Source organism: Reichenbachiella sp. (assembly GCF_039944555.1).
Taxonomy (GTDB): Bacteria; Bacteroidota; Bacteroidia; order Cytophagales; family Cyclobacteriaceae; genus Reichenbachiella.
The window spans coordinates 78529-93296 of the sequence record NZ_JBDUYN010000013.1; the positions used below are offsets into that span (position 1 = coordinate 78529).

The following is a 14768-nucleotide window of genomic DNA, read 5'->3' on the forward strand; positions in this document are numbered from 1 at the left end:
TAATGCAGGACTCTAAAATTTCTTAGCGAGTCTTCCTATTACAATTACACCCGATTGATCTTGATCTGGAAAGTGAAATAGGAATATTCACTATTTACCTTATCAAATTTGTAGTTGAGCTTCTCTCCTGTTTTACGAGCCAACTGTATCAGCCCCAAACCGGCAGTCCCCTTTTCGGAAAACTCTCCATTGCTCAGCGTCTCTTTATATAGGGCTCTAAGGCCATCTTTGTCCGTATTATTCACCTCTTCAATCTTGTCCTTCAAATCATAAGTGTGTTTTGTAGGGATAAAATTACCAGTGATAATGTTATAGTATTTTTCCTTAGCGATAACGGTAATCAGGCCAGATTTAGCATCGTGCTCTGAAATCTCTTTGAAGTGTCCTTTCACTTCATCCATATGATGATAAAGATTGTGCACACATTCTACTGCTGCACTGTAAAACATCTTCTGAACCTTCTTGTCAGTCTCAGTCATGTTCACCTTTCTGTCAAGTGTTTCGATCACCGAGGTTACTAAATCAAACGTGATTGCGCCTTTATACATGAGCAACACATTTTCATTATATATTTTATTGTACAAATCGAAACTGTTAACATTTTTCGTTTCTGCCTCAGATTCGCTCTTTTTCTTTACATCTTCAATCATGTCGTGTTGAGTAGATTTTTCCTCCTTCCATTCATCGAAGGCCCCGAGCATTTCATTTGTTTTTTCATCCATATAGTTACAAACCCAATACTACGGTATAGGTACACTATGGTTTAAATCTACAAAAATAATATGTTAAACTCCAATTATTTAAAATTTGGAAATAAATAGGTCCATTTTTTAAAATTATAAAAATGGATATTAAGAAATATCAGGCAAAGATTTTTGCTCTGACGAGTTTGCCTATCTTTGGAAAGTGAGGATAATTAGAAGCATTTCCTTTGCGGTTCTATTGTTTTTTCTAGCCTTTGGTGCTACTGGGTCAGATTTGACTTGGAAAGAGCTCAAACAGAAAAAAGACGGAACCGTGACCATTTACTATCGGAGTACAGAGCCGTTTCTTATTCGCGAAACGGATGGTTCTTTGCGCGGCCTTGAATATGAGATGATGGTGGGCTTCAAGTATTTCTTATGGAATAAGTATGGCATTCGCCTCAATCTGGACTGGCAATCTAAGGAAAGTTTCAAATATGTTTTTGGGCTCATAAAAAATAACCCAAAGGAGGGTGAATTTGGCCTCGATATCATATCGAGAACCTCTACCCGGGAAGAGGAGGTGGGCTTCTCAAACCCCTATTTTCCTGATATCCAGGTATTGGTTTCTGACAAGTCTATTCCAACTGTCAGTTCTCTTGATGAGTTCAAAAAAACCTTCCACAAATTCACCGCAATATCGGTGGCAGAAACAACTTATGATCAGTACTTGAAAAATATCAGGGAAGAACACGATTTGGACTTTGCCATCATATACAAAGAAACAAGTAATGAGATTTTGGAAGGAATCCTTGAGCAACCAGGTAGATTCGGATATATGGACTTGCCCAATTACCTGATTGCACTCAATCAAAATCAGGAAATCAAGCGCCAACCCATTTTACCGATTAAGGGGATTGGTTTTTGCGTTATTTTCAAAAAAGGGAGCGATTGGGAAATACCAATAAATGAATATCTCGCCAGCCCGGATTATGAAATTTTAAGAAATAAAGGTATTCAGAAATACCTGGGTAATGATGTCTATGACCTGATCGAGAACATTTCCAAAGGCGAAGATGAAGGAATGGTTCTTTTGCTTAAAGAGAAGGAACTGGTGGACAAAGAATTGTCAGAACAGTCCAAACAGGTACAAAGACAAGCTTACATCACCAATATGTTACTAGCCTGTGTGGTAGTGGTAATGATCTTTGCATTCGCATTATTCAACAGAAGCAGAGTTAAATCAAAGGCGAATGAAATCTTGACTGCTCACAGAAATATGATTGAAAATCAAAATGAGTTGTTGAGTAAGAGAAACAATGAACTTTTAGAACTAGATGAAGAAAAAAATAATTTCATTAACATCCTTTCTCACGATCTAAGAGCTCCAATTAACAATATTAGTGGTCTGGCCGGGCTGCTAAAAATGGATGAAAATCTAACTGAAGGTCAAATTAATTCAATAGAACATATAGCCTCCGAGTCAAGAAGGTTAAATAAGATGGTGACCAGAATATTGGATGTAGAACGGATTGAATCTAAAACAACAGATGATTTTAGGGAAATTGATTTAACCGATGTCTTAAACAGGGTGCTTGGCAACTATAAACAACAAGCTCTCAATAAAAAAATCACACTGGCCTTGCACACTGAGGAAGGGCAAAAAGTATTTGGCCTGGACCAGTATCTTTTTCATGTGTTTGAAAATCTGCTTTCAAACGCCATTAAATTCTCCCCTCTCGGTGAGGCGATTTGGGTCAAAGTAGAAACTGTTAACGGAGTTCATCACATTAGCTTCACGGACGGAGGTCCAGGACTAACTGAAGAAGATCAGAAGCGGATGTTTAAGAAATTCCAAAGACTTAGCGCTAAGCCTACTGCCGGGGAAAGGTCGACTGGACTGGGACTGTCGATAGTCGCAAAATATACGGGACTGCTGGGAGGAAAACTAGAATGGAAGTCGGCACCAGATCAGGGAACAACTTTCATTGTAAAGCTCAAGGCAGTATAACAAAAAAGGGGAATGCCCCCCGACATCCCCCTGTAACCCAAAACTGTCTTTATTATTTTAAAAGAACTACGCTTCCTCTGGCAGGTAAAATGAGCGCCGACTGGCTCTTCGAAACCTCACCTTGGCTCCAAACTATCGAGCTGTAGTCCGATAGAGTTTGTGCACCCAGTTCTACTTTCTGATTTGAGAGATTATGAACCACAGCCGCAGATGTTTCACCATAATTTCTGGTAAACGCTACGATATTGTAGGTTCCAAAATCCAAATTCTGAATATCTCCCAATGAAAAAACGTCTCTTTTTTTCAGAGATATGAGCGATTTATAATGACTTAATAAGGACTGGTCGTCTCTAACCTGCTTCATTGCAGGCTCTACAGATGTCGCAGTCGTGTAAACTGGTTGCATCCATGAAGTTCGCGCACCATCAAGCTCATCTGCATCCCAAACCATGGGTTCTCTAATATTTTCATCAGGCTTCAAGCCAAGCATACCAATCTCTTCTCCATAGTAGATATAGGGAGTCCCCGGCAACGTAAATAGCATAGATGCAGCCAGTTTAATTTTGGACTGATCATTTCCTAAAACTGACGCAACACGGTTTTGATCATGATTGCTGAGAAAACTCGCCTCCACAAAATTCTGATTGTACTTTTCAAACCATGGCAATGAGGTGTTGATAACGTCCGCAAGGTTAGCAGTAGAATCTATTTGATAGCTGTGTCCGGCGATATTGGCTGCTACCACCCTTTCTTTGTTGATTGATTCTAAAATGCTGAAAGCCCGATCAAAGTTAAATAGCGAGGTGAATCCTGCAGCATATGGGGACGCTGTGTTCGCATCGGCCCAAACCTCTCCTATCAGATATACGTCAGGATTTATTTTTTCCATTTCCGTTTTAAATTCTTTCCAAAAGGCGTGACTATCCTCAGCCCTGTCGTCCGGATATATATGCTTAGCCGCATCGAGTCTAAACCCGTCAACACCCACGTCGGTCAACCAAAACTTACCGGCCTCATACATCTCTGCTCTGACTGCTGGATTATCATAGTTCAAATCAGGCATTCCTCCATAGAAGAAACCATAATAATGCTCCTTAGTTGAATCTCCATTTACAGGATGCCATTGGCGAATATTGTCAGAGTCAAAAGACGTCACCTTTTTTGCCATTTGCTCTACAATCGAGTCTTTGTCTGCCCAGACGTAGTAGTCCCTGTACTTGGCGTTTTTTCCTTGCATGGCATTTTGAAACCATGGATGATCATACCCACTATGATTGATTACAAAGTCCATGACGACTTTTATGTTTTTCTGATGAGCTGCCTGGATAAAGGCTTTGAAATCCTCTATGGTTCCATAATCGGGATGAATTCCCAAATAGTCAGTCACATCATATTTGTGATAACTGGGAGAAGGAGACATTGGCATCAGCCAAATGGCATCAATACCCAAATCCTTGAGGTAGTCCAGCTTGGAAGTCATACCATTAATATCCCCGATCCCGTCGCCGTCAGAGTCGGCGAAAGATTGCACAAAAATTTCATAGAAAACAGCCTGATTCCAGGCTACAGGCAAGCTCTTATTCTCAGCATCCTGACTCATCTCACGGCCACCACAACTGGTAATGATCAGCAGGAGGATATAATATATTAATTGTTGTTGTAGTTTCATAAAGCGGCTTGTTTTGATACCTGAGGTTTATTTTTTGATAAATTTAGCGGATAAGGATTGTTGTCCATTTTCGATCCTGAAGGAATAAACACCAGCAGGCAACCTTGAGACATTGAGGTCCAATTTTTGTGCGTTTAGCTGCCCTGACATTACATTTTGTCCAACTAAATTAGTGATTGTCCAATTTTGATTTTGAAAGTTTACGCTACTTGCCACCAGACTGATGTTTAATGTCTCTGTGGTTGGATTCGGATAGCATAGTACTCCATTACTGATATCAGTGAAGTTAATGGCCGTAATAATTCCTTCCTCTGGTGTATGCAATTGGTGATCTGTGTAAATATGAAATTCACCTGGACTCATAGTAATTACGGCATTTGCGTCTGTTACATCAATTTCTTTCCCTGAAATGAAATCATACCAAGTACCAGTGTGCTGGAAATTCGGGTTGATTGTACCCTCAGCTACATCAAAATTGCCAAGTATCACGACACTTGTATCTGAATTGGTAATATGAATCGACTTATAGAGGCCGTCGGGATTCCATGTAAAGTCTCCTTTGGTAAAGACGTCATATTCATTTCTAAGCTTAATTAGCTCTTTATAGGTAAGTAATAATTCCTTCCTCTTAACATTTTCCAGATATTCCCACTTCTCCGGTTTTCTTCCCGTTCGGCCATTTTCATCAATAGAAATATCGTATCCAAACTCGCCCCATTGCCAGAACATTTTTGGTCCAGGTATTGTAAAGAAAAAAGCCGCCGACAATTTCAATCGATCAATGGCATTGCTGAATTCCCTCACTCTGTATACACCTGCCTCAACTCCAAGTTTCAACAGGTTATACATCTGCCGTTCCTCATCATGACTTTCCATATATGAAATCAGGTAGTTGTTTGTCCAGTCTCTTTCTTTATAGTATCCCCAAGCCAGAGATTTGTTTTCTCCTAAACCAAGTGCGGCATCATTGTAATCATGATTGCTGTTCCCCCAAAGCATCATTCCATAGTCTGACAATTCGAGCTCTTCATCATTATCCGCGAAATGCTCCAATATCACATAGGCATCTGGAGTATGCGACCAGATCGCATCGGCCATTCTTTTCAAGATTGCAATTCGTGAATCATCCTTTTTACCCCAGTTGCTTACACTACCTGCTGCGTCCACTTGCGTAAAGCCCTTTGACAGGTCGAACCTATAGCCGTCAAAGTGGAACTCGTTGAGCCAGTAATGATTGATCGAATCAAGCCAATTCTTCGTGTAGGTGCTCTCATGGTTGATATCTGAAAACACATTGAAGGGGTGCTTGGCTTCCTGATTAAACCAGGGGTTTTCAACGGTCGGAACGAAATCATCATAATCAAAGTACATCTGAGCATATGGGGATGGAATATCATTCTGGTTCATCACCATATCAAGAATCACCGCCATTCCCAATCCGTGCGCTTCATCAATAAATTCTTTCAGGTCATTCTTTGTACCATAAGCCTTGTCGACAGCAAACATAAAAGTGGGATTGTATCCCCAACTATCATTGCCATTGAATTCCATAATTGGCATGAGTTCTATGGCATTCACGCCAAGACCTTTAATGTAACTCAAAGTATCGATCAAAGACTGGTAATTCATATGATCTTCGCCTAAGAAATCTCTTACGAGTAATTCGTAGATCACAAGTTCTTCCTTTTCCGGTTTCGTAAACGAGGGATTTTTCCAGGAAAAAGGTGTTTGATTAGTTTGCAATACTGAAGCCCTGTTGTGATACCAGTTGGCATGAATAGCACCTTCGGGATAGGTCATCAAACCAGGATAAGTTGTCTCCGGAATCCACTTGTCGTCTGTGTCCAGAATTTTATCTGCATGTGGGTCTGCAATCCAAATTTCTTCATCTATCAAGTACTGGTAGGCATATTCTTCTCCACTTGTCAGCCCTGAAATTTCCAACCAAAAATGCTCGCCGTCTTTGGACATTTGATAGGCGGGATCAATTTTCCAATCGGTAAAATCGCCAATCAGATAGACTGAAGACTTCGTTGGAGCCAAAAGAGAAAGAATGACCTTAGTCTTGTCACTCTGATAATTGATGCCGTCTATGACTCCCGTTGGCCTCGTGGCAGTAACCGTAGCAGACCTAACAGTGTAGGAGAAACTTTCAGTATCCTCCTCCGTCCCGTTGTTAGCCGTTATTTTAACATCATGTATACCATTTGACGCAGCTGTCAATGCAAAATCCAGTGTGGTTGCACTTGTCTCACTTGCTACTTCTACTCCATCAACGGTGAGACTTAGATTGGCACTTTCCGATGCAACTACAGCTATTGTGATGGATTCTCCTGCATCTACTAACAATGGAAATGAAGAAGGACTGGTAATACTCAAGGCAAATTGATCAGACAAAACATCAAAACCGAAGTCTGCGGTTTGGCCATCATCCCAGGAACGTCCCTTGAGTAGAAGTCCCATTCTTTCTATTTGATCGGCATCAAGATTGAAAAACGTGGTAGGTGTAATAGTTATTGAGTAAAGGTTGCTGTTGCTTGCTGATCGAGTCATCAGTGCTGCACTTTGGGCATCTGTAGCCGGATTTACGTTGGTCGTGGCATCCACATCGCCAGCATCACGATCTACCCATGTCCAGAGCCAAACATCGTCTGTATAACCATTAAGTGGTGTATCTGATGCATCAACGGTGATAGTCACCGGCTGATTGGCTAATGGAAACACCGGATCAGTGGTTACCTGAGCAAGTGAATAAGTTGAAATTAATACAAATAATAGGGCAAGTTTATTCATTGCAATTTGGATTCTTAGGATATGAGCATTTCAGGACACATTTGCACAGCAAGTGTCATTTGTAAAACCATTCACGGGCTATATACCCATGAATGGTCTTTAATATTTGAAAGGTTCTATTTTAGTTTGCTATTAGCTGATAGGTATTATTCGTTACATCCAATCTAATAGTATAATTACCAGCCGTAACTGCAATGTTTGCTCCTCCACCTTCCAGCGATCCGTCGGCATCATTATCTCCAAGATTCAAATCCCAGCCGTCATTTGCACGAAACTTAAGCTCTCCCGCTGTAAGATCAGTGGTAATTTCCCACATCTGACGCTGACCATTATAGGTCATGTCTGTATCAGGATCACTCCAACCGTTTGGCGTAGCATCACCGATAATCGCCCAGTGATCAGTAGCAGTAATGCTATAGGTCAGCGCACCCAAATCAGCTGTAATAATATAGGCCCCTGCAGCAGCAACGCTAAGGTTAGCTCCACCAGCCTCTAAAGTTCCGACTGATCCGCCGTAGTTCACATCCCAGCTTGGTCCATCAGTGATTTTAAATTCGCCCGCAGCATCAAAATATACGATGCCCTCATATACGCTATTAAAATTATATGAGTACAGATTCGCAGCGTCATCAGCATCTGGTGCCCAACCCTGATAGGCTCCTGGCAAATAAAGTAATGGATAATCGATCAAGGTTTCATAAGGAGTCACTGTGAATGTTGACACTTCAGAATAAATGGGATCTACACTATCACTGATGGTAGCAACTACTCTGCTGCTGATTGTAGCAGATTCATTGATAGGCAGCTCCCAACTCAATAAAACAGCGTTGACGTCAGCAACTACTGCCGACCCGGTCAATTCTTCTGACGACACAATACTTGCACTTCCTTCGAACGTTGAAGTCAAGGCTATTTCCACATTGTAGGTTACGGAAGCGGCAAAACCGAAGTCGGCCTCATTCCATGCATAATCAATGGTAGTAGCGGCGTCTGCTTTTACAAACTCCATTCCATCTGCCCCTGGGCTAGTTAAAGCCGGAGCTACAGGATTGCTACTGATAGTCACTTTCTCTGCCTCGTCTTCACAAGCACTAAAAAATGCAACCCCCAGAAGTATATATATATATGTTAATTTTTTCATTGCGTTATTTTTTTGGTTTAAGAGAAAATTCAAATGGAAGTCTGAATAATGCAGACTTCCATTGTCTATTTCCTAATTAGTAACCGTCGTTTTGAATTAGATTTGGATTGGCATTCAAATCGTTACTCGGGATAGGATACAAGTTTCTAAAGGCATCAGTCGCTACTCCGGCCTGTGTATTTCCTTTCCATTCCCACACCATGCTGCCATTCGTAAATTGACCGAACCGAACCAAATCAGTTCTTCTATGGCCTTCCCAGTATAGTTCTCTTCCTCTTTCTTCCAACAGGAAGTCAAGTGTAAGCTCACCTGAGGTTATATTACCTGAAGTGTTGCCATAAGCCCTTTCACGCAAATCATTTACATAGGTAAGAGCGGTTGCGGCATCTCCTCCTGAACCTCCTCTTAGCACTGCTTCGGCATACATCAAATAAGCATCTCCCAATCTGAACACGGGGAAATCAGTACTTACAAAGGTAGGATGTGCGTTTGGCGCAGCACTTCCATCTGAACTGATGTTCTTGAATTTGGTCACGCCAACTCCTTCAGTGAACGTACCTACGTTAGTGATATCCCATGTCCAACTGCTTGGGTCATAGTAGAACATACCTCGTCCGTCTGCTATTGCTGAAAACTCTGGATCACCAGATGAAAAATCAGAGGCAGAAGCTCCAAATTTATTCGCCAGATCCTTGATGGCTCGGATACCTCCCCAACCACCATCTATTCCATTGAGCGGCATTCCACCGCCATTAGATGCGTGTAAAAGAAAGGTCATTCCTCCAAATTGCTGGGTATTGGTACCATCAAAGGCCAATGGGAAAATAATCTCACTGCTCAAATGATTGTCTGCTCTAAACACATTTTCATAGGTAGGATCGATAACGTAAGAAGCTCCAATCACCTGATTAAGGTATGTCAAAGCATCTGTACTGCGATCCGTTCCTGTATACACTTGCGCATTTAGATAGAGTTTAGCCAAAAGCATCCAGGCAGCGCCTTGATCGGCACGTGCGTATTCATTCGCTCCTGCGGCTACCAATGAAGATTGCATATCAAGCAACTCTGTTTCTATGTAAGTAAAAAGGTCGCTTCTGGTAATCCTTTCAGGAAAGAACGCACCCGGTAAGTCTTCCTCGGTGACGAATGGCACATTGCCAAACATATCAATAGCATGCCAGTAAGAAAAAGCTCTCAGAAATCTAGCTTCCGCCTTGTAAGCGTTGAGATCAGTCAAGAATTGTCCTGAGGCACCACCTTCTATGGCTGCATCAACATTTCTAATGAATTCATTAGCTACACTAATCGAGTAAAATACTCTAGAATATAGGGCTGCAATGAAAACATCATTTGGTGCCCAGGTTTGCCAGTGAAAGTTTTTAATGGTCGCATCATCCCAGGCAATAATTGCCTCATCAGTTGATAGCTCTTGCAATCCCCAATATTGACGCAAATAGTTACCAAAATTCTCATCTATCCCAGCAATGTCCGGATCTCCTCCACCGCTACCTTTCTGACCACTTATCGCATAGCTGGCATATATTTTTGCCAATGCTTCTTTATAAGCTGCCTCATTTTCAAATACGTTGTTTGACGTAGCCACATTTGGATCTATAGGCTCTACGTCCAAATCACTGATGCATGACGAAAACAAAACTGTCGCCACAAGCATCAACAAATATGATATATTAATATTTTTCATTTTTTCTTCTTTAGAATTTCAATTAGAAATTAAGATTTACACCCAACATGTATGTTCGTGGCCTTGGATAGATATTATTATCAATCCCTACATTAGGACCCAATTTTGCCCCACTGTTAATCTCAGGATCCAATCCACTGTAATCTGTAATTACAAAAGCATTTTGAACCGTAAATGACACTCGACCATTCACCTTGTCAGAGAATATCTTGTCTAAGCTATATCCTACAGAAATATTATCCATTCTAAAGAATGAAGCATCTTCCAGATAGATATCAGACCAATATTGTGCAGTTGTGAATTCTGTATCCTCTACTGCAGTTAAGATATTGGATGTGTAACCTGATTGGTTGTACAAATTCTGATACAATGCTTTGTTAGAAGCGTTGTTGTTGTACACATAATTATTGAGGTTAATTCTTCCAGAAAAGGAGAAATCAAATGCTTTGTAGCTAACTCTTGATGATAAACCAATCAAATACTCAGGTGCAGGATTGTTTCTGTGATACTTGTTCAATTCGTCTCCTGAAACGTTGCCTCCATTTCCTGTCTTGTCAACATATAATCCTTCTATCGGCATTCCATCTTGACCATAAACCTGGCTGAATAAATAGAATGTGTTTGTGGGATTTCCTACACTGTTGATCTGTACATTGTTTCCTACTCCTCCATCAATTTCTCCAGTGTTGTACCCTGGGTATGTCGGATCATCAATAAGTGTCAATTTGGTAATTTCATTCTGATTATAAGTCAGATTTCCAGAAATTTCCCAGTTCAAATCAGGAGTAGAGATGATTCCGGCTGTTAGTCCTACTTCAATTCCTTTGTTCTCAAGTGTACCCACATTTGTAATCAGGAAATTTGAGAAATTGGATCCTGCAGCGATTGGAATCTCATTGATCAAGTCCTCAGTTTCTCTCTTGTAAAAGTCAACAGAACCAGAGAAGCGACCGTCTAAAAAGCCAAAATCCAATCCGATGTTCTGAGTTGTAGTAGTTTCCCATTTGATGTTAGCATCATAAGGGTTTGGACGTTGGGTAGGATAAAAAGTGTTGCCAAATTGATAATAGGCACCTTGCTGACTTCCAGTATAACTTGCTATGTATGGGTAAAAGGACTTGTTATCATCTCCTATGTCTTGCTGACCAGTTTGTCCCCATCCTGCTCTAAGTTTCAATTCACTCAAAGCCGAAACGCCGTTTAGGAAACCTTCTTCATTAATCTTCCAGGCAAATGCAACCGCTGGAAACAAGCCTGACCTTTCACTATCTCCAAATCTTGAAGATCTGTCATTTCTCAAAGTAGCAGTAAGCAAGTACTTTTCTTTTAGGGTATAGTTTAATCTACCAAAAAATGAAAGTAAGAAGTATTCTCTTTTAAAAGCAATGGTATCTGCTCCAGGATCTGATTCAGTCCAAGATCGATTGGCATCGCTCCCGGAAACGTCAAAATGCTGATAAGAATAACCACCAGTCAAATCAAGCTTATGATCTGCTCCTAAAGTTTTGCTGTAGTTAAGATAGAAATCCAGCAAACTGTTTTTTCTTGTTTCTTCATAGTGTTTGATGTTTTGAGCAGGCTCTCTTTCTGACCATGACGCCAAGGGACTCACAATATCATCTCCTTCTGAATCGTAATAATCAAGGCCCAAATTCAGCGTAGCTTTTAAGCCCTCCACAAACGGTAGACTGTAATCAAACTTACCTCCAAGAATATACCGTTGTGCAGAAGAGGTATTATCTCTATAATTCAACTGTGCAACTGGATTGTGCGTGGCAATGTTGATCGGAGCCTCTTCTGGGTCCATGACTAAAGAAGGATCGTGATTAGTCCATGCAGTGTATCCTCCATATCGCGTATTGCCATTGATAATAGGCTGCGTAGGATCGAATGACAATGCTGATCCTATAGCATCTGGGTTAGAGAAATCATTCTCAATATAAGACCCCTTAGCATTTAAACTAACTTTTAAATCTCCATTCAACAATGATGGAGTCACAGCTAGATTAAAAGTAGTACGCTCCATATTGTTGTTTTTCAAAATACCATTTTGATTGGTATAACCCACAGAACCTCTTACAGGTACCCCTTTCAAATTACCGGCTACGCTAACGTTGTGATCTGTAGAGACGGCAGTTTCATAAATCTCGTCTTGCCAATCTGTGTTTTCAGTACCCAGGTTGACCAAAGCGTTGTTGTCAAGTTCTCCACTAGCTACCCTTGCAGCCACGAGAGCTCTGTATTCATCGCCATCATATACCTCTAATGTTTTGATAGGTACACCTACAGATACATTACCATTGTAACTCACCTTCACCTTATCAGATGACCCGCCTTGTTTGGTAGTAATAATGATTACACCATTAGATGCCCTTGATCCATAAATAGCCGTGGCAGAAGCATCCTTCAGCACAGTAAATGTTTCAATGTCATTCGGATTGATCGTTGATAAGGGGTTGGCCATCCCTTTAATGCCTCTACTCTCTAGTGGCATGCCATCGATGACAATTAACGGATCATTGTTTGCTCTCAAAGAAGACCCTCCTCTAATACGAATGGTTGAGCCTGTACCCGCAGCACCACCTTGTGAGGTAATGACCACACCAGGCACCTTGCCTATCAATAATTCCTGTGGTGTAGATATGGCACCTTGATTAAAATCTTGCGAACCAAGGGCTACTACTGAGCCTGTTACATCTCCTCTGTCTACTTCTCCGTAGCCAATTACTACAATTTCTCCCAACTGAGAAATATCATAACCTAATTCTACATCGATAGTCGTTCGAGAGCCTACATTTATCTCCTGTGTCTTGAAGCCGACATAAGAAATAACTAAAACAGTATTCTCTGTAGCCTGAACACTGTAATTCCCATCTATATCCGTGACGGCACCATTTGTGGTCCCTTTTTCGACGATGTTCACTCCAGGGATGGGTTCTCCGGATTCGGCGTCTTTGATTGTTCCAGATACTAGGCTTCCTTGTGCAAACGCACTGGAACTTGAAAGGATGAATAAGACACCCATTCCAAAAAGCATTCTGAAAACCAACTGGTAATAGTTTTTCATAGTGTTTTAATTAATTACGAGTTTTGTTAATTGTACTTTTCTAAGATTTGCTTTCTGAACATCTCGTCCTCTTCGAAAAAAACATCTAATTCAAGCGCTAATAATTAATTAATGTTAACTTCTTGCAAAATCGATTCATATGCTGCTGTCTGCCCAGTACATTAAGGAATTCATCAACTTTTCTTCTTTCTTGCATATTCAATAATAAACCTAAAAACATACAATACAAGCCTAATTCGCAGTTTTTTTCATGCCATTTCGCATGCAAACGATTCCGCAAACGATTTCGGTGGGTATTTTTTTTTGGTTAATTTTTTATTACCCAAGCCAAACCTAATTTTCACCCAAACGGGCTTTTCATCGCAATCAATTAATCAAATAATTGTACTATTGTAATAATTGTTGAATTTAAAATTTGTCAGATGGAATAACTAACTTGCCATCAACCACACTAAAACCTGCATAGTTTAGATGGAGCAATTGTGAATTGTCAGATTATGCATTAGGTTTATCACCTCATGGAAATCCGACTCCATCGAAGTATTAAAAAACCAACATATTGGAAACATTAATAATTCCCAAAAAACCGTTTAGATAGGGTATAGTCAGCTATAAAGATAACGTATAACGCAATGAAAAGCAGCCAAGTCACGATTAAGGATCTCGCCAAAGCACTTGGCATATCTCCGTCTACTGTTTCGCGTGCTTTAAATGACCATCCGGATATCAGTCCGGAAACCAAGAAAGAAGTCAATGATCTGGCAAAAAGGCTTAACTACGAACCCAATGTAGTAGCGCAAAACCTCAGAAGTCAAAAGACCAACACGATAGGTGTCATCATACCAGAAATCGTGCATTTCTTCTTTTCAACCGTTATTTCAGGGATTGAGGAAGTTGCCTACAAGGCTGGGTATACCGTTATGTTTTGCCAAACCAGCGAATCCTACGAAAGAGAAGTGAAAGACACTAAAGCCCTGCTTAATCAGCGTATAGATGGCCTGATTGTATCATTTTCTAAAGAAACGAAACACTTTGAGCATTTTCATGAGGTAGCCGAAAAGATTCCTCTAGTGCTGTTTGATAGGGAAACGGATGAGCTTGATGTGAGCAAAGTGGTTGTCGATGACTACGACGGAGCGGCTATGGCCACACAGCACCTGATCAATCAAAAGAGTCAACGAATCGCCCATTTGGCTGGTCCTGATAACCTTACGATAGGTGCTGAGAGAAAACGAGGATATGAGGATACACTGAAGAAAAACAATATGAAGGTGAATCCTGACTACATCCTACCATGCTTCAGGGGAACATTGGAGGAAGGGTTTCATGCTATGCAGAGACTCCTGGACTTACCCACTCCACCAGACGCAGTCTTTTGCACCAACGATACAGCCGCTTATGGCGCCATGCGGGCGATTAAGGAAGCAAACCTTAAGATACCACAAGACATTGCTATAGTTGGATTTAGCAACTGGCAGTTTTCATCGTTAATAGAGCCTCAACTCACCACTGTTTCACAGCCCGGAGTAGATATGGGTAGAGCAGCTGCCAAGCGTCTGATTGCTGAGCTAAAAGACAAAGACCTGAGAGAGCAGCCCATCCGCCAAGTACTAAAAACTGATCTGATTATCAGAAAATCATCAAAACGTCCCTAATTATTTTGCATTTCTATGCAAACGATTGAAACCAGCCAAAAACCCAC

The 14768-nt window shown here is 40.9% G+C and carries 8 protein-coding genes; 2 read left to right on the forward strand and 6 right to left on the reverse strand.

Annotated elements, in window-relative coordinates:
* Window positions 1–44 precede the first annotated feature (44 nt).
* The gene (locus ABJD64_RS20665; protein ID WP_348182342.1) at window positions 45–722 is read right to left on the reverse strand and encodes a SiaB family protein kinase; all 678 of its coding nucleotides are present in this window, start codon (window positions 720–722) and stop codon (window positions 45–47) included.
* Between the two features lie 184 nt (window positions 723–906).
* Between ABJD64_RS20665 and ABJD64_RS20670 the strand changes: the two genes are divergently transcribed.
* Window positions 907–2694: an ATP-binding protein gene (locus ABJD64_RS20670; protein WP_348182340.1), complete on the forward strand. Its 1788-nt coding sequence runs from the start codon at window positions 907–909 to the stop codon at window positions 2692–2694.
* A 52-nt stretch (window positions 2695–2746) separates the two neighbouring features.
* Here ABJD64_RS20670 and ABJD64_RS20675 read toward each other — a convergent pair whose 3' ends face one another.
* The 5 genes from ABJD64_RS20675 to ABJD64_RS20695 all read right to left on the reverse strand — a co-directional run bounded on the left by ABJD64_RS20675 (window position 2747) and on the right by ABJD64_RS20695 (window position 13066).
* Complete coding sequence (locus ABJD64_RS20675) at window positions 2747–4363, reverse strand: alpha-amylase family glycosyl hydrolase (RefSeq protein WP_348182338.1); 1617 nt, start codon at window positions 4361–4363, stop codon at window positions 2747–2749.
* A gap of 27 nt (window positions 4364–4390) precedes the next feature.
* A complete protein-coding gene (locus ABJD64_RS20680; RefSeq protein WP_348182336.1) occupies window positions 4391–7156 on the reverse strand; it encodes an alpha-amylase family glycosyl hydrolase in 2766 nt (921 codons plus the stop codon).
* Window positions 7157–7277: 121 nt separating this feature from the next.
* Window positions 7278–8297: a SusF/SusE family outer membrane protein gene (locus tag ABJD64_RS20685; protein ID WP_348182334.1), complete on the reverse strand. Its 1020-nt coding sequence runs from the start codon at window positions 8295–8297 to the stop codon at window positions 7278–7280.
* Between the two features lie 76 nt (window positions 8298–8373).
* The gene (locus ABJD64_RS20690; RefSeq protein WP_348182332.1) at window positions 8374–9999 is read right to left on the reverse strand and encodes a RagB/SusD family nutrient uptake outer membrane protein; all 1626 of its coding nucleotides are present in this window, start codon (window positions 9997–9999) and stop codon (window positions 8374–8376) included.
* 22 nt (window positions 10000–10021) lie between these two features.
* Complete coding sequence (locus ABJD64_RS20695) at window positions 10022–13066, reverse strand: TonB-dependent receptor (RefSeq protein ID WP_348182331.1); 3045 nt, start codon at window positions 13064–13066, stop codon at window positions 10022–10024.
* Between the two features lie 632 nt (window positions 13067–13698).
* On the opposite strand from ABJD64_RS20695, the gene ABJD64_RS20700 reads away from it, so the two are divergent.
* Window positions 13699–14721 (forward strand): LacI family DNA-binding transcriptional regulator, encoded by a 1023-nt coding sequence (locus tag ABJD64_RS20700; protein WP_348182329.1) that lies wholly within the window; start codon window positions 13699–13701, stop codon window positions 14719–14721.
* Window positions 14722–14768 lie beyond the last annotated feature (47 nt).